Source organism: Bradyrhizobium sp. RDI18, from assembly GCF_043203335.1.
GTDB classification, from domain to species: Bacteria; Pseudomonadota; Alphaproteobacteria; order Rhizobiales; family Xanthobacteraceae; genus Bradyrhizobium; species Bradyrhizobium retamae.
Window position 1 is genome coordinate 1129838 of record NZ_JBICRN010000008.1, and the last position, 17291, is coordinate 1147128.

General features: G+C 64.1%; 11 protein-coding genes and 3 pseudogenes. 6 read left to right on the plus strand and 8 right to left on the minus strand.

Annotated features, from left to right (window positions below):
• Positions 1-27 precede the first annotated feature (27 nt).
• The 4 genes and pseudogenes from ACFXS9_RS14275 to ACFXS9_RS14290 form a co-directional block, all read right to left on the minus strand.
• Positions 28-204 carry a hypothetical protein gene (locus ACFXS9_RS14275; protein ID WP_392689776.1) on the minus strand — a complete coding sequence of 59 codons (177 nt, stop codon included), beginning with the start codon at positions 202-204 and terminating at the stop codon, positions 28-30.
• Entirely contained in the window at positions 201-1133 is a 933-nt protein-coding gene (locus ACFXS9_RS14280) for a hypothetical protein (protein ID WP_392689777.1), read from the minus strand. Before ACFXS9_RS14280 ends, ACFXS9_RS14275 begins: the two co-directional genes overlap by 4 nt.
• Positions 1134-1252: 119 nt before the next feature.
• A pseudogene (gene argS / locus ACFXS9_RS14285) lies at positions 1253-3047 on the minus strand (arginine--tRNA ligase).
• Between the two features lie 9 nt (positions 3048-3056).
• A complete protein-coding gene (locus tag ACFXS9_RS14290) occupies positions 3057-4265 on the minus strand; it encodes a deoxyguanosinetriphosphate triphosphohydrolase (protein ID WP_392689779.1) in 1209 nt (402 codons plus the stop codon).
• Positions 4266-4369: 104 nt separating this feature from the next.
• Here ACFXS9_RS14290 and erpA point away from each other — a divergent pair, with 104 nt between their 5' ends.
• A complete protein-coding gene (gene erpA / locus ACFXS9_RS14295; protein ID WP_057843108.1) occupies positions 4370-4699 on the plus strand; it encodes an iron-sulfur cluster insertion protein ErpA in 330 nt (109 codons plus the stop codon).
• Positions 4700-4871: 172 nt separating this feature from the next.
• On the opposite strand, the gene ACFXS9_RS14300 is transcribed toward erpA, so the two are convergent.
• Positions 4872-5777 (minus strand): LysR substrate-binding domain-containing protein, encoded by a 906-nt coding sequence (locus tag ACFXS9_RS14300; protein ID WP_392689781.1) that lies wholly within the window; start codon positions 5775-5777, stop codon positions 4872-4874.
• Between the two features lie 231 nt (positions 5778-6008).
• Here ACFXS9_RS14300 and ACFXS9_RS14305 point away from each other — a divergent pair, with 231 nt between their 5' ends.
• From ACFXS9_RS14305 to ACFXS9_RS14320, 4 genes and pseudogenes are all read left to right on the plus strand, one after another.
• Positions 6009-7082 (plus strand): tartrate dehydrogenase, encoded by a 1074-nt coding sequence (locus ACFXS9_RS14305; RefSeq protein ID WP_392689783.1) that lies wholly within the window; start codon positions 6009-6011, stop codon positions 7080-7082.
• A 78-nt stretch (positions 7083-7160) separates the two neighbouring features.
• Positions 7161-8129: a tripartite tricarboxylate transporter substrate binding protein BugD gene (locus tag ACFXS9_RS14310; RefSeq protein ID WP_392689785.1), complete on the plus strand. Its 969-nt coding sequence runs from the start codon at positions 7161-7163 to the stop codon at positions 8127-8129.
• A 359-nt stretch (positions 8130-8488) separates the two neighbouring features.
• Positions 8489-9700: a threonine--tRNA ligase gene (gene thrS / locus ACFXS9_RS14315; protein WP_392689786.1), complete on the plus strand. Its 1212-nt coding sequence runs from the start codon at positions 8489-8491 to the stop codon at positions 9698-9700.
• A gap of 686 nt (positions 9701-10386) precedes the next feature.
• Positions 10387-11117 (plus strand): annotated as a pseudogene (locus ACFXS9_RS14320) (Spy/CpxP family protein refolding chaperone).
• Between the two features lie 103 nt (positions 11118-11220).
• On the opposite strand, the gene ACFXS9_RS14325 reads toward ACFXS9_RS14320, so the two are convergent.
• The 3 genes and pseudogenes from ACFXS9_RS14325 to ACFXS9_RS14335 form a co-directional block, all read right to left on the minus strand.
• A complete protein-coding gene (locus tag ACFXS9_RS14325; protein WP_392689788.1) occupies positions 11221-12039 on the minus strand; it encodes an amidohydrolase family protein in 819 nt (272 codons plus the stop codon).
• A gap of 32 nt (positions 12040-12071) precedes the next feature.
• A complete protein-coding gene (locus tag ACFXS9_RS14330; protein ID WP_392689790.1) occupies positions 12072-15200 on the minus strand; it encodes an efflux RND transporter permease subunit in 3129 nt (1042 codons plus the stop codon).
• Positions 15201-15203: 3 nt separating this feature from the next.
• A pseudogene (locus ACFXS9_RS14335) lies at positions 15204-16333 on the minus strand (efflux RND transporter periplasmic adaptor subunit).
• Between the two features lie 157 nt (positions 16334-16490).
• On the opposite strand from ACFXS9_RS14335, the gene xth reads away from it, so the two are divergent.
• The gene (gene xth, locus ACFXS9_RS14340) at positions 16491-17282 is read left to right on the plus strand and encodes an exodeoxyribonuclease III (RefSeq protein WP_392689792.1); all 792 of its coding nucleotides are present in this window, start codon (positions 16491-16493) and stop codon (positions 17280-17282) included.
• Positions 17283-17291: the final 9 nt, after the last annotated feature.

Genomic DNA, 17291 nt, shown 5'->3' on the forward strand with positions numbered 1-17291 from the left:
TTGGCGCTGGCGTTCGCCGACGCGGGGTTACGCGCCGGCGGCTGGGCAGGAGCCGGCGGCGAAGCCTGCAGCGCTGCGAGTCGTCGGTGCCGGCCTCGGTGGCGGCGCGCTGGCCCCTGCCGGAATGCCGCCATTGTCGGCGGGGTCGCCCTTGACGGCGAGCGTCCTGATCCTGCGCGGCTCGTTGTTCATCGTACCGTTCACGCCGGTCTGCGGCGGCGGGCCGGACGGCGAAACGCTCGCGACCGGCGGCGGATTGCTATTCGATTCAGCGGCGGAAACACCACGCGCGGCGCGCCAGACCTTGCATTGACATCGACCGGCGTCTCTTCGCGCGACACCAGCTTCTCGCCGCCATCGCCCGGCAGCATGCGATCAGGAGCCTTGGCGGCACCCGCGTCGGACGGTGCCGGCATTACCTTGGTCGGGCTATTGTCGGCCCTGATGATCGGCGGCTCGCCCGAGCGAGGCGAACCGATGTAAGTGCGATAGCCAAAGGCAGCGCCCGTCCCGACCACAGCCAGCGCCAGCACCGCAGCGACCGTCATCAGGCCGCTCGAGCGCTTCTTCGGAGCGGGCTCCTCCTCCTCGTATTCGCCCTGGTACGCATAGGGATCGTCCGGATAGGCCGGATCGCGCTGATAGTCGTGCTCGCCATTTTCAAGCCGTCCATACAGCGCTTCGTCGTAGCGCGACGGGTCCTGCTGCGGCTCGTCGGCATCTTGCTGCGGAGCCTCGTAATAGTCCTGCGATTCCTGCGCGGGCGCCTGATGCTGGGCCGCGTAGCGGTGCAAGGGATGCACCGGCGCCGGCTGGTAGTCCGGCTCGTCGTCGTGAGCCTGATCCTGCGGCAAAGGCGATGGAAGTGGTGGCGGCGGGGTCTCCTGGCGCGTTTCCTGGCGCGCGCGCTGCATCCATGCCGGCGGGGCCGGAGGCGCATCGAGATCTTCCGGTGGATCATACCGCTGTGGACGCATATTCGCCCGCGACTGCAGCGGATGCGGTGCCGGTTTGGCGGCAGCCCCGTACGGGTCGTTCTGCCCGATCAGCCTTGCGAGTTCGGCAAGCGGATCGCTCTCGCCGCGATCCTGGTCGGCGGAGGGAAAATGTCGGTCCTGATATCGATCAGCCATCGTGATGATGCATCCCCTACGGGACAGCGCCCACCCGCCATGTCAAACAAACCATGACGAGCGTGGCCCCTGCCAGATACCCCCACGAACCCCCATTCGTGAAGGGCCTTCGCCCCTGCCTACCGCATCTCGGTCGGAGCGTGGACGCCGAGAACGGCTAAGCCCGATGCCAGAACCGAGACGACGCCCTGGACCATAGCCAGTCGCGCCCTCGTGATTTCTGCATCATTAGTTATAATGAAGCGTAAATAGGGCAAATCCCGCCCTTTCGTCCATAACGCGTGAAATTCACTGGCTAAATCATACAGATAAAAAGCGATTCGGTGCGGTTCATGTGCGACCGCCGCCGCCTCGACCATCCGGGGGATAGAGCGCCAGCCGCTTCAAAAAGGTCGAGCTCGGCCGGATCCGTCAGCCGCTCCACTGGGGAATCCCCCAAATAGGCCGTCCGGGCCGCGTCATCCTCGGGGAGGTCTGGAACGACCTCGCGGGCATTCTTGAAAATTGAGTGGCCGCGGGCGTGCCCGTACTGGACGTAGAAGACCGGATTGTCCTTCGATTGCTCGAGCACCTTGGCGAGGTCGAAATCGAGCACGGCGTCGTTCTTGCGGAACAGCATCATGAACCGCACCGCATCGGACCCGACCTCGTCGACCACTTCACGCAGCGTGACGAAATCGCCGGAGCGCTTCGACATCCGCACCGGCTCGCCGGCACGCAGCAGGCGAACAAGCTGCACCACCTTGACGTCGAGCGCCGCCTTGCCGTCGCTGACGCCCTTCACCGCCGCCTGCATGCGCTTGATGTAGCCGCCGTGGTCGGCGCCGAACACGTCGATCATGTCGAGGAAACCGCGGTCGACCTTGTTCTTGTGATAGGCGATGTCGGAAGCGAAGTAGGTGTAAGAGCCATCCGACTTGATCAGCGGACGATCGACGTCGTCGCCGTAGGCGGTGGCGCGGAACAGCGTCTGGATCCGGTCCTCGTAATCCTCGACCGGCTTGCCCTTCGGCGGCGGCAGGCGGCCCTCGTAGATGTCGCCCTTGGCGCGCAGGAAATCGATGGTCTCGGTAACCTTGTTGTTGCCGGTCTCGACCAACGACCGCTCCGAGAAGAACACCTCGTGCTTGATATTGAGCGCGGCGAGATCGCCCTTGATCATCTCCATCATCATGGCGATCGCCTTGGCGCGCACGATCGGCAGCCAGGCGGCTTCAGCCATCGCCTTCAGCTTGTCTCCGTGCTCGGCAGCGAGCGCCTGCCCGACCGGCACGAGATAGTCGCCGGGGTAAAGCCCTTCGGGATCTCGCCGATGACTTCGCCGAGCGCTTCCAGATAGCGCAGGTAGGCTGAGCGCGCGAGCACGTCGACCTGCGCGCCGGCGTCATTGATGTAATATTCGCGGGTGACGTCATAGCCGGCAAAATCCAGCAGGCCGCACAGCGCGTCGCCGAACACCGCGCCGCGGCAATGGCCGACATGCATCGGCCCGGTCGGGTTGGCGGAGACATACTCGACATTGACCTTTTCACCGCGGCCGATCGCGCTCTTGCCGTAGGACACGCCTTCGCGCAGCACGGTGCGCAATTCGTCGGCCCAGACTTGCGGCTTCAAGGTGAGATTGATGAAGCCAGGCCCGGCGACCTCGACGGCGGCAACCAGATCATCGGCGCGCAATTTTTCCGCGATCTTGTCGGCGAGTTCGCGCGGCTTTGCCTTGGCGTCCTTGGCCAGCACCATCGCGGCGTTGGTCGCCATGTCGCCATGGCTCGCATCGCGCGGCGGTTCGACCACAACGCGGGAGAAATCGATGCCGGCGGGCCATTGGCCCTCGGCTGCGAGCGCGGCGCAGACCGCCTGCACGCGCGCCAGCGCGTCGGCGAACAGATGTTGTGTAGCTGGCTTATCGGACATGGCCGCCGCCTAACGCAAATCCGGGGTCGAGTCAAAAAGCCGCTGGTGCTCCATCAGGGCGTAGCGGTCGGTCATCCCGGCGATGAAATTGCCAATCCGGCGCGCTCGTTCGCCGTCCGTGACGCGCTCGGTACCCTCCACCCATTCGGCCGGCAGGTCCCCCGGCGAACTCTGGTAGCGCTCGAACAGGTCGAACAGGATGCCTTCCGCCTCGCCCATCACCCGCATTACCCGGTGGTGGCGATACATGTGCTGTTTCAGGAACGCCTTGATGGCAGCCTCCTCTTCCGCAACGTCGGGCGGAAACGCGATCAGCGGCTGGTGATGGTGGCGGACATCATCGGCCGATTGCGGTTTCGCTTCTGCCAAGCGCCTGCCCGCCTCCGACATGACCGCCACGATCATGTAGGAAATCAGCTCACGTACCAGTTCCGCGCCGCGCCTGGCGTCGTCGAGGTTGGGATAGTGCCGGTCGATTTCGGCGATGATCGCTTCGGTGAGCGGCATCACCTTGAGGTCGTCGACGGCAAACAGGCCGGCGCGCAGGCCGTCGTCGATGTCGTGGGCATCATAGGCGATGTCGTCGGCAAACGCTGCGGCCTGCGCTTCCAGCGAGGCGTAGCTCCACAGCTCCAGATCGAATTTTTGATTGAAATCGGAGATGCCGATGGGGATGCCGCTGTCGCGGTAAGGCCCGGCCGGGGCCCCGTCCCGCCCGGTCAGCGGGCCGTTGTGCTTGACGATGCCCTCCAGCGACTCCCAGGTCAGGTTCAGCCCGTCGAACTCGGGATAGCGGTGCTCCAGCGAGGTCACGACCCGCAGCGCCTGCGCGTTGTGGTCGAAGCCGCCGTGATCCCTGAGGCATTTGTCGAGCGCCCGCTCGCCGGCATGGCCGAATGGGGGATGGCCGAGGTCATGGGCCAGCGCCAGCGTTTCGGTGAGATCCTCGTCGAGGCCGAGCTGGCGGGCCAGCGCGCGGGCGATCTGCGCCACTTCCAGCGAATGGGTCAGCCGGGTGCGGTAGTGGTCGCCCTCGTGGAACACGAAAACTTGTGTCTTGTGCTTTAGCCGGCGGAACGCGGTGGAATGGATCACCCGGTCGCAATCGCGCCGGAACGGGCTGCGGGTCCGGCTCGGCGGCTCCGCAAACAGCCGGCCGCGGCTCCGGTCAGGGTCGCAGCCATAAAGCGCGCGGGGGGCAGCCATTCCGACCGACACGGTTTTTTAGTCCTTATCCATTTGATTCCGCGAGATTGCGCACTTAACTATGTCTGACGCGCCATACCAAATGAATTGGGTATGACGGGGCCGGAGACCATGCAATGACCACTGCCATCACCGTCAGCGAGCGGGCTGCCCGCCGCATCGGCGAAATCCTTAAGAGCGAGGGCGACGGCGCCATGCTGCGCATTTCCGTCGAAGGCGGCGGCTGCTCCGGCTTCCAGTACAAGTTCGACGTCGACCGCGCCAAGGCCGAGGACGACCTCGTGATCGCGCGCGAGGGCGCGGTGGTGCTGGTCGATCCGGCCTCGGTACCGTTCCTCGCCGGCTCCGAAGTTGACTTCGTCGACGATCTGATCGGCGCGTCGTTCCGCGTGGTCAATCCGAATGCCACGGCGTCGTGCGGCTGCGGGACCAGTTTTTCGGTTTGAGAATTTTGGGGCGAATTCCTTTGCCCAATCCTAGTCGTCATACCCCGCGCATGCGGGGTATCCAGTACGCCGCGGCCTCTCGGCTCAATCGTTGACGTCTCTGGAATACTGGGTCGGTGCGCATGGCGATGGGTTTCGTTTCGCTCTACCAATCCTACAACAAACAAGCGCTCTACGCCTCGCGCGCGTAGCGCGGCAAATCGGCTTTCAGCATTTCCAGCATGTCATCGCGCACGGGATCGCGAGTGCCGCGGGTGAAGGCGGCTGCCAGCGGCAGCTTGTTCATGTCGGAGGCGGCAAGGCGGATGAAGCGGACACCGCGCGTCGCCATGCGCGAGGTCCAGCGCGGGACGATGGCGAGGCCGAGGCCGGTGGAGACCAGGTTGACGATGGTCTGCTTCTCGTCGGCGATCTGGGCGACGCGCGCCTCTAACCCCGCCTCGGCAAACAGTTTCATCGTGAGGTCATGGCTGTGCGGACGCGAGCGGCGTTCGGGCACGATCAACGGCTGGTTCTCGAGATCGGCAATGGTCACGCGCTTGCGCTGTGACAGCGGATGCCGGTCGGCGACCGCAACGACGGCGGTCTCGTGCAGCAGGAAGGCAAACTCCAGCCGCTTGTCGGGCCGCTCCGGCGGGCGCACGAAGGCGAGATCGAGCCGCCCGGACAACAGGCGCGGCAGCAGGCGGACCGTCTTGTCCTCGACCAGTTGCACGCTGACGTCGGGCCGGCGCTGCCGGAAGTCATGAAGCAGTTTTGGCAACAGCCCCGCGGCGGCGCTGTCGATGGCGCCGACGCGAATGATCGCCGCGCGCTTGCGGCCGCCGGTGCGAAACCGCCCTGCAAGCGCATCGGCCTGCGTCAACAGCGCCCGCGCCTCCTTGAGCAGCACGGCGCCATCATCTGTCAGCGCGACGCTTCGCGTCGTGCGCGTCATCAGCCGCGTGCCGAGGTCCTCTTCGAGCAGGCGGATGAAGCGACCGAGCGCCGACGGCAGCATGTCGAGCCGCTGCGCCGCCCGGCCAAAATGCAGTTCTTCGGCGGCAGCCACGAAGCAACGCAAGTGATGAAGGTCCATCGCTCCTCCCCGCCAGGATTATATCAATTTTTTGTATAAACGCGAGGCGGTTGTCCATCAACGGAAGCGGCCCCAGGATACCCTGAGAGCAAGGCCCCGCTGTACCCCGTCATTGCGAGCGCAGCGAAGCAATCCACAGCGCCGCAAGTGGAGAGGTGGATTGCTTCGTCGCTTCGCTCCTCGCAATGACGTGGATAGGACGCGGGCCTGGCCGTTTCCAAGGAGAGTTCGATGCGTGAATATTCAATCGCCGCCATTCCGGCCGACGGGATCGGCCCGGAAGTCATCGCCGCCGGCGTCACCGCGCTCGAAGGCCTCGCGAGGCGGCTTGGCGATGTGAAATTCAACGTCGAAACCTTCGATTGGGGCTCGGCCTATTACCGCAAGCACGGCGCCATGATGCCGGCTGACGGCCTCGCCACGCTGAAAAAATTCGACGCGATCTATTTCGGCGCGGTCGGCGCGCCCGACGTGCCCGATCACATCACGCTGTGGGGCCTGCGCCTGCCGATCTGCCAGGGGTTTGACCAATACGCCAACGTGCGCCCGACCCGGATCCTGCCCGGCATCACCTCGCCGCTTCGCCATGCCGAGGTGGGCGACCTCGACTGGGTGATCGTGCGTGAAAATTCCGAAGGCGAATATGCCGGCTGCGGCGGACGGGTGCATCGCGGCCTGCCGGAGGAAGTCGGCACGGAGGTCGCCGTCTTCACCCGCGTCGGGGTCCAGCGCATCATGCGCTATGCATTCCGCCTGGCGCAGTCGCGGCCGCGCAAGCTGCTCACGGTGGTGACAAAATCGAACGCGCAGCGGCATGGCATGGTGATGTGGGACGAGATCGCCGAGCAGGTCTCGAAAGAATTCCCAGACGTTACCTGGGACAAGATGCTGGTCGATGCGATGACGGTGCGGATGACGCTGAAACCGCAGAGCCTCGACACCATCGTCGCCACCAACCTTCACGCCGATATTCTGTCCGATCTCGCCGGTGCGCTCGCCGGCAGCCTCGGTGTGGCACCGACGGCGAACATCGATCCGGAGCGGCGCTTTCCCTCGATGTTCGAACCGATCCACGGCTCGGCATTCGACATCACCGGCAAGGGCATTGCCAACCCGGTCGCGAGTTTCTGGACGGCATCGCAGATGCTCGATCATCTCGGCGAGGCTGAAGCCTCGGCGCGGCTGATGCGTGCCGTGGAGAAGGTCACGGGCGCCGGCATCACGACGCCCGATGTCGGCGGCACCGCGACGACCAAGGATGTCACCGCGGCCGTTGTGGAGGCGATTCATAGCTCCAATGTGTGAGGCCCGCACGGCGAACCGGTCGTGCGGCAGGAGGCCTGCGTTAAAAGCCAAACAAAACAAATTGTCCGGGAGGCACGTATGAGGAAAACAGCCGTCGTCGCCGCAGCGTTCGCCATGCTCAGTTCGACCGCTTTGGCGCAGAACTATCCCAACAGGCCTATTACGTTGTTGGTCCCGTTCGCCGCCGGCGGCGCCACCGACACGGTCGCGCGGGTGACGGCGCAGTCGATGTCAAAGCTGCTTGGCCAGACGATCGTCATCGAGAACGCGACCGGTGCCGGCGGCACCATTGCGGCCACGCGCGCCTCACGCGCGGACGCGGACGGCTACACGCTCCTGATCCACCATATCGGCATCTCCACCGCCGCCACGCTGTATCGCAAGCTGCCTTACGACACCAAGACGGCATTCGCGCCGATCGGCCTTGTCACCAATGCACCGATGACGATCATCGGCCGGCCCGATCTGCCGCCGAACACCCTCGCCGAGCTCGTTACCTACATCAAGGCCAACGGCGACAAGATGACGTTCGGCAATGCCGGCCTTGGCGCCGCGTCGCACCTATGCGGCATGCTGTTCATGACGGCGGTCGGCAAGCAGGTCCTGACGGTGCCCTACAAGGGCAATGCGCCCGTGATGAACGATCTGATCGCCAAGCAGATCGACCTCTCTTGCGACCAGACCACCAACACCACGAGCCCGATCGCATCGAAGCTGGTCAAGGCCTACGCCATCACGACGAAGACACGGCTCGCATCCATGCCCGATCTGCCGGCCGCCGACGAAGCGGGCCTGAAGGGCTTTGAAGTCGGCGCATGGCACGGCATCTACGCGCCGAAGGGTACGCCCGACGAGATCGTTCAAAAACTGTCCAGGACGCTGCAAGAGGCGTTGCGCGATCCGGATTTGGTGAAACGGTTCAACGACATCAACACGGAACCTGTCCCGCAAAGCGAAGCGACGCCGGAAGCGCTGAAGGCGAAACTGATCAGCGAGGTCGATCGCTGGGCGCCGATCATCAAGGCGGCCGGTCAGTTTGCGGATTGAGCGCTAGCCGCCACGACGTTTGCCGATTTCAAGCGCGTTACTGAGAAGACCGGCATTCTGACCAAGGAGCCGCATCATCCGCCACAGGAGTATTGATGTCCCTGCGCATCATCCATTCCGCGACGCCAAGCGGCTGGCGTTGACGCCTGAGCGTTTTGCCGCCATATACAGAGCATGAATGAGCTTCTGTCAGCCGCATTGACCACCACGGCGACCGCTTACGGCGGATCGCCTGCTGGTTGCGCGCGCTAGAGACAAGCGTACTTCACCCAGGAAAGGCCCCGCCGGCGACGGACGGGGCCTTTTCTGGTTTTTGATGGTCCCCGTCCGCGCTTTTTCCCATCACAAGGGACACAGCCATGGACGATCTCGACCACAGAAATCTCGGCGTGAAGCTCAAGCTCTGGCACCTTCAGGAAGACGCGCCGGGCATGGTGTTCTGGCATCCGCGCGGCTACGCGGTCTACCGGGTGCTGGAGGACTATCTCCGGCGCAAGATGCGCCGAGCCGGCTATGCCGAGGTCCGGACGCCACAGCTTCTGCCAAAGGAGTTCTGGGGCCGCAGCGGCCATTGGGACAAGTTCGGCGAGCACATGTTCCGGGTCGACGACGGCGAGCTGGCGATGGCGCTGAAACCGATGTCGTGCCCGTGCCACGTGCAGATCTTCAACAAGGGGCTGCGCTCGTGGCGGGAGCTTCCGATCCGCTTTGCCGAGTTCGGCGCCTGCCACCGCAACGAGCCTTCCGGTTCGCTTCACGGCATCATGCGGACGCGCGCCTTCGAGCAGGACGACGCGCTTGTGTTCTGCCGCGAGCAGGACGTGGAGAGCGAAGTCGCGTGCTTCATCGCCCTGCTGGACGAGGTCTACCGGGAGCTCGGTTTTCCCGACTACGAGGTAGCGCTGGCGACGCGGCCGGCGGTGCGTGCTGGCGACGATGCGGTCTGGGACTGGTCGGAGGCGAAGCTCGGCGATGCCGCGCGGCAATGCGGCCTCGTGCCTCAGATCAACCCCGGCGAAGGTGCGTTCTACGGACCGAAGCTGGAATTCGCGCTGCGCGACCGGCTGGGACGATCCTGGCAGTGCGGCACCGTGCAGGTCGACGGCGTGCTGCCGCAGCGGCTCGAGGCGTCCTACGTCGCCCCCGACGGCAGCCGCGCGAGGCCCCTGATGATCCACCACGCCATCTTCGGATCTCTCGGCCGCATGATCGCGATCCTGCTCGAGCACCACGGCGGCGTGCTTCCCTTCTGGCTGTCGCCAGACCAGGTCGCGGTCGCGCCGATCTCGAAAGACCAGGCCGGATACGGCGCGGACGTTCTGGCGGCATTCGAGGATGCCGGAATCCGGGCCGTTGCCTATGACGGCGCCGATACCCTTTCGCGGCGCATCGTGGCGGCGCATGAAATGGCGGTGCCGGTGATGGCTATCGTCGGCGAGCGCGAAATGAGGGACGGCCGGGTGAGCCTGCGCGAGCGCGACGGCTCACAGGCCGACGTTCCGCTGGCCGAGGCGGTATCCCGCCTGCAGGCGAGGGCCCGGCCGTGCGCCCCTGTGGTTGAAGCCTTGTAGTCCGCGGACGCAAAGATGCACCAGATGGCTGTGCATGATTGCTTACGAGGAACTTTCGGTCATGTGCGGCGTCATAAGTGGCGCGGCCAAGGCTTGGCACGGGAGGTGCCATGTCGAAGTTCGGCGTTACAGTAATCGCTGTCGTACTGGTGACCGCGCTGTCGAGTGCCGCCGCTGCGAAAAGTCGCGGACATTTTGGTCTCGGCCCACTTGGCAGCCCCCTTGGCAGCGTGAAATCCGCGTTCGCCCGCGTGCTTGCGCCAGGGCTGTTTCATAGCCGCCCCAGGCATCACCGCCGGGTGCACGTCCGTCGGGCCAAAACCGCTCCCGTCGCTTTAAAAAGTGCTCCCGCCGCTTTACAAAGCGTCCCGTCCGCGACGAACCAGCCCTCCGGCGAGGAGGGGTTGGTTGTTGGCAGGCTATTCACTGACCCTGCGGCACGCAGGCAGATCGCCGCGACTGCCGCACTTGCTCACTGGCATGGTGACCGTAGCACTACAGATGGGTGGTGGTCGCATGGCCAGGGCGGATATGGCTGGGTTGGGCCGCTGTTCTGGCCGTTCGCCTACAATGATCTTTATGGTTATGCCATCTTCGGCGATGCCATGGGCTTCTGGGACTACGGCTACCCGGACATCCATGCCGGAATTTTTGGGCCTTACGGCAGTGACGAACTAGCGGCTTATATGGCACCGGTCTCTTCCGGCCAAAGAGAACGAAAGATCCCGCCGCTGCAGCAGCTTTGCGGTGATGCCGGCCACGAGATTACCAGTCTCGCCATTGATCAGATTCAGCGGGCGATTCAGCCGACCGAGGCGCAACGGGCCGCCCTGGACGAACTTGCCGACGCGTCGAACTCGGCCGCCCAGATCATTCAGGCATCTTGCCCAACGCAGCCCGCATCAACGGCGCCGGCCCGACTGGCCCTGATGCAGCAGCGCACTGCGGCACTTCTCACTGCGGTAATATCCCTGCAGCCGCAGTTCGAGGAACTTTATGATCTGCTGAATGACGAGCAGAAAACACGGCTCAACGCACTCGCTGATGATCAGCTCAAGACGGCGTCCGCAAACGGGACCTTGAAGGCGCCGGCCCAGGGCTGCGAAGCGTCCCTGCCAGCCGCGTTGCAATGGCCGGCTGGCGAGATCGAGGCCAGGCTACACCCGACCGATGCCCAACGCGACGCGCTTGAACGGCTGCAGCGTGCCAGCGCCAGAGCTGTCGAGATGCTGAGCTATGAATGTCAGCCGAAAGAAGCGATCACGCCCCCGCTCGCCTCGCCGCGGTGGATGGTCGGCTCGGTACCATGCAACAAGCCATCAATCTGGTGAGCGACGCGCTGGAAGACTTCTATACTACACTGAGTGATGAGCAGAAGTTTCAATTCGAGCTGATCGGATCAAAACGAGCGCCGTGATTGCCATGTATTCCGATCGGCGCGTTGGCTTTTGTGCGCCGCTCTCGGGGGACAAGCGGTTCGAACGCACCTAGGCCGAACATCCCATCTATGAGTACACGAGCTAGTGGCCAGGACCGAACAGCGCCCGCGCATTGCCATGGGCAATCTGCGCAGCGACCTTTGGCGGTAGCTGCGCGAGCCAGGCACGGTACTCCGCGATGATCTCGCCGTAGCTCTCCCAGCGCTGGTTGATCCAGGTGTCGGAGCCGAGCAGGAAGCGGTCGGGGTGGCGCTCGAACAGGGCGCGCCATTCGTCCGTCAGTTTTCCGCCGCCGCCAACGATGCCGCCGCGGTAGGACAACTCGCCCCACAATTTCGGATATTTCGACAGCATCTCGGCGACGCGGTCGGTCGAGAGCCCAAAGCCGGTATGGGCCCAGATGATGCGGGCGCGCGGATTGTGGCGCATCAGGATTTCGACGGCCACGTCATCGGCATGGGCGTGCAGATAGAGGTCGTGCTCGACCGCGAAATCGACGGTCTTCTTCACCCACTCGGTATCGGCCGCCTTGCCCGAGATGTGGAATTCGCCGATGCCGCGGTAATAGCCGCGTTTGAACTCGTCCTGTACGAGGTCGAAGATGAAGGGGTCGCCGAACCAGGTCTGGATGTCGGCGCGCACCCGATAGGGCCGGATGAACGGCACAATCCAAAGGCCCTGCGGCTTGGCATCCATGAGCGCATGCGTGCCGGTGTTCGGACGGCTGGTCGCGAGGATGCCGGTGACGCGGTGTTTTTTGAACAGCGCCAGCACCTCGTCGACGCCAAAATGAGGCTTTGGCTCCCAATTATAATGCAGATGGGCGTCGAAGATTTCGATCGGCTCGTCGGCGTTGGCGCGATCGATCGTGCCCGCCATCCATGCGAGCGCGATCAGCAAGACGATGAATCGCGATGCCCGCCCCAACGTCGTCATTCGGCGGCAACCACGTGCGGCCGCTCGCCCTCGCCCGCTTCCTGCAGTTGCGGTTCGAGCTTGCGCCGCAGGCGGCGGTCGATGCGGTCGAGATAAATGTAGATGACGGGCGTGATGTACAGCGTCAGCAGTTGTGACAGGCAAAGACCGCCGACCACGGCGACGCCGAGCGGCTGGCGCAGTTCGGCGCCGGCGCCGGCGCCGAGCGCGATCGGCAGCGTGCCGAAGATCGCGGCGAACGTCGTCATCATAATCGGACGGAAACGCAAGAGCGCCGCTTCCCGGATCGCGTGCTCGGCGCTTAAGCCCACGCGGCGACGCTCCAGCGCGAAATCGACCATCATGATGGCGTTCTTTTTGACGATGCCAACCAGCATCACGATGCCGATCATCGCAATCACGGACATTTCCATCCCGAACATCATCAGGGTCAGGATCGCGCCGATGCCGGCCGACGGCAGGCCCGAGATGATGGTGATCGGGTGGATAAAGCTCTCGTAGAGAATGCCGAGGATGACGAAGGCGGCGAACACGGCAGCGAGGATCAGGACGCCCTGCCCGCGCAGCGAATCCTGGAACACCTGCGCGGTGCCGGAGAATCCGGTGGCGATCGTCGCCGGAAGATTCGAAGCCTGCTCCAGCTTGGTGATCTCGTCGACCGCGTAACCCAGCGAATAGCCCGGCGCGAGGTTGAAGGAGATCGTCACCGCCGGCTGCTGCGCCTGGTGGTTGATCTGCAGCGGGCCGACGGTCGGAACCAGTTTTGCCACCGCTGACAGCGGGATGGTCTGGTTGTTCTGGGTCTTCATGTAGAGCTTGGACAGGTCGGACGGATCGATCCGGAACTGCGGCTGCACCTCCAGGATGATCTGGTAATCGTTCGACGGCATGTAGATGGTGCCGACCTGGCGCGAGCCATAGGCGTTGTAGAGCTGGTTGCGAACCTGATCGACGGTGACGCCGTAGACCGCGGCCTTCTCGCGGTCGATATCGACCGTCATCTGCGGGTTCTTGATGTAGAGGTCGGTGGTGACGTCGAGCAGGCCGGGCAGCTTCTCGATCTTCTCGCGCATTTCCGGCGCCAGCCGGTACAGCGAATCGGTGTCGCCGCTCTGCATCACGTATTGATACTGGCTCTTGGAAATCCGGCCGCCGATATTGAGGTTCTGGATCGGCTGGAAGAACGCCTGCATGCCCGGAACCTGCCGCGCATTGGCACGCAGCCGCCCGATGATGGTGTTGAGGTTGTCGCGCTCCTTTTTCGGCTTCAGGGCGATAAACAGGCGTCCATAATTCGCCGTCGGATTGGGGCCGCCCGAGCCGACGGTGGAGTTGATGTAGTCGATCGCCGGATCGGATCTCAGCACATCGACCAGCGCCTGCTGCCGCTCCTTCATGGCATCGAACGAGGTGTCGGTGGCGGCTTCGGTCACGCCGATCAGGAAGCCGGTGTCCTCCTGCGGGAAGAAGCCCTTCGGCACGATCATGTAGAGGTAGACGGTGCCGCCAAGCGTCGCCAGCGTCACCATCAGCATCAGGAATTTTCGGGCCAGCACCCAGTCGAGCGTCCATTCATAGGCGCGCAGCCAGGAATCGAACATCCTCTCGAAGATGCGGAGCACGATGTTCGGCCGCTTGGTCGCGTCATGCGCCCGCAGCACGCGCGCGCACAGCATCGGCGTCAACGTCAGCGAGACGAACCCCGATACCAGGATGGCGACCGAGACCGTGACCGCGAACTCGCGGAACACGCGGCCGACGATGCCGCCCATCAGCAGCACCGGAATGAACACGGCGATCAGCGAGAAAGTGATCGAAATGATGGTGAAGCCGATCTCGCGAGCGCCCTTCAGCGCCGCCTCGAACGGCCGCATGCCGTGCTCGATGTGGCGGACGATGTTCTCCAGCATGACGATGGCGTCGTCGACCACGAACCCGACCGAGAGCGTCAGCGCCAAGAGCGTCATGTTGTTGATGGAGTAGTCGAGCGCGTACATCACCGCGCAGGTGCCGAACAGCGAAATCGGCACCGCCAGCGCTGGAATGAAGGTCGCGGACGCCGAGCGCAGGAACAGGAAGATCACCAGGATCACCAGCCCGATCGCGATCAAAAGCGTCTCCTCGACGTCGGCCACCGCCTGGCGGATCGAGATCGAGCGGTCCATCAGTACGTTGATCGAGACCGATGGCGGGATCTGCGCCCGCAGCACCGGCAGTTTGGCCAGGATGGAGTCGACGACCGCCACCGTGTTGGCGTCCGGCTGCTTCTGGATGCCGAGCACGATGGAACGGTCGCCGTTCAGCCAGCTCGCGATCCGCTCGTTCTCGACGCTGTCGTAGATCCGCGCCACCTCGTCGAGCTTGACCGGGGAACCGTTGCGCCAAGCCACCACGATCTGGCGATAGTCCATCGCCTTATCCATCTGGCCCGAGGCCTGCAGCGCCACGTCCTGCTTCGGTCCGTTCAGCGTGCCGACCGGGGTCGAGGAATTGGCGGCCGAAACCGCACTACGGATGTCCTCGAGCGACAGCCCGCGCGCCGCGGCGGCCTCCGGGTCGGCCTGGACGCGGATGGCGAATTTCTGCGCGCCATAGACGCTGACCTGGGCGACGCCGGGTATCTGCGACAGGGTTTGGCCGATCGTGATCTCGCCATACTCGTTGACCGCCGACAGCGGCAGCGTCGACGAGCCAAGCACCACGAACAGCACCGGGAAATCGGCCGGATTCACTTTGCGGAAACTCGGCGGGATGATCATCTCGCGCGGCAACCGGCGCTGCGCGATCGTCAGCGCGGTCTGCACGTCGAGCGCGGCGGCATCGATGTTGCGGTTGAGGTCGAACTGGATGGTGATGGTGCTGGTGCCCTGCGACGAGTTCGACGACATCGACGAGATGCCGGCGATCGTCGAGAGCTGGCGCTCGATGACGCCCGCAACGGAGGACGCCATGGTATCCGCGCTCGCGCCCGGCAGGGTTGCGGTCACGGCGATGGTCGGGAAATCGACCCGCGGCAGCGCCGACACCGGCAACAGGCGAAAGCCGAATATCCCGAACGCGATGATCGACGCCGTGATCAGCGTCGTCATGACCGGCCGGCGGATGCAGAGTTCGGACAGGGTCATCGGCTACGCCCCCGCCTTTTTAACCCGCGGCTCGACCCGCGTTCCGTCAGACAGCAGCAATTGCCCGTCGACCACCACATTCTCGTCGCCGGCGAGTCCCTCGAAATCACGGACGAGCCCTGCGACGTCCGGTCGACCGTGACCGGCTGGACCTTGGCGATCCCGTCCTTGACCACGAAGACGAAATTGCCGCTCTGGCTGCGCTGCACGGCGACCGTCGGCACCACGATTGCGTCTTCGTTGCGGATGACGAGCTTGGTGGCGACCAGCGTGCCCGGCCAGAATGTCTCATTCTCGTTGGCCATAATGCCGCGCACGGTGACCATGCCGGTGGTCGCGTCCACGGTGTTCTCGACCATCGCGACCTTGCCGCTCTCTGAACGCTTATGGCCCGGGATCATCGCAGTGACGGTGGAGATCCCTTTCGCCATCGACTCCCGCAAATCGACCAGCACGCGCTGCGGTACCGCGAATGTCACATAGACCGGCGCCATCTGGTTGATGACCGCAAGCGGGGTGGTATCGGCGGGGCGCACGAAATTGCCGACCTTCACGTTGGCCGCGCTGATCCGGCCCGAGAAAGGCGCGCGGATCATGGTGTAGCTTTTCTGGACCTTCAGGTTGTCCAGCGCAGCCTGGTTGGCCTTGATGGTACCGGTCAGGATATCGGACTGTGTCCTGGCGTTGTCGACGTTGACCTGCGTGGTCGCGCCCTTGGCGACCAGATCGTTGAAGCGGCGGAGGTCACGCTGCGCGCCCTCGAGCTGCGCCTGGTCCCTGGCGAGCACGCCCTCGGCCTGTTCGATCTGGGCGTCGATCTGGCGGCTATCGAGCGTGAACAGCAAGTCGCCCTGGTTGACCTTGGCGCCGTCCTCGAAATGCACCGCGACGATGGTGGTTTCCAGCCGCGATTTCAGCGCCACGCTGGAGATCGGCGTCACCGTCCCATTGGCGTCGACATCGACCGGGACGGATTTACGCTCCGCCTTCGCCATTTCGACCGAAACCGTCCGCGGCCGCTGCGGGGCTTGAGCGCTGCTGCTGCCGCCCATCCATGAGGAGCGGGTAATGAAGCCGGCCGCGGTAGCAATGGCGATGGCGCCGGTAACAAGTATCAAGGTACGCTTTTTCATAATTTTCACGCTCGCCGGTCCCACAACGGACGGGACGGTTTACTCCTGCCCCTTGACGGCGATGTTTGCGCCTTATTCTTAAACGGTTATCACAGCCCGGCTGCACATGGTATGCCACTGCAGCAGAAATTGTGTAGTTACGATCCGGACAGAATTCATGCGTGTTGCAACCTGGAACGTCAATTCGATCCGGCAGCGGCTCGAGCCTCTCTTGGCGTGGCTGAAAGACTGCTCGCCGGACGTCGTCTGTCTGCAGGAAACCAAGTGCGTTGACGATGCGTTCCCGCGGCTGGAGATCGAGTCGCTCGGCTATAACGTCGTCACCCACGGCCAGAAGACCTTCAACGGTGTCGCCCTGCTGTCGAAACTGCCGTTCGACGAGACCAAATCGGGCCTGGCCGGCGACGACGAGGACGCCCATGCCAGATTCCTCGAAGGCGTGGTGACGCTGAAGACCGGCGTCATGCGGATCGCCTGCCTCTATCTGCCCAACGGAAACCCGCCGGACACGGACAAATATCCTTATAAACTCAAATGGATGTCGCGGCTTCTTGAGTACTCGAAAGAGCGGCTTAAGGCGGAAGAACCGCTGGTGCTCGCAGGCGACTTCAACGTCATTCCGGCTGCCGCCGACGTCTACAACCCCGCCGCCTGGGGTAACGACGCGCTGTTCCGCCCGCAAACCCGCGAGGCCTTCCAGTCCCTGCTCGGCCTCGGCCTGACCGATGCGCTGCGCGCGGTAACCGACGAACCGGGCCTCTACACCTTCTGGGACTATCAGGCGGGTGCCTGGCAGAAGAACTGGGGCCTTCGAATCGACCACCTTCTGCTGTCGCCGCAGGCCAGCGACCGCCTGACCGATGTCGGCGTCGACAGCTACGTCCGCGCCTGGGAGAAACCGTCCGACCACGTGCCGGTCTGGGCGGATTTCGATCTGGAGAAGGCTTGAGCGGGACAG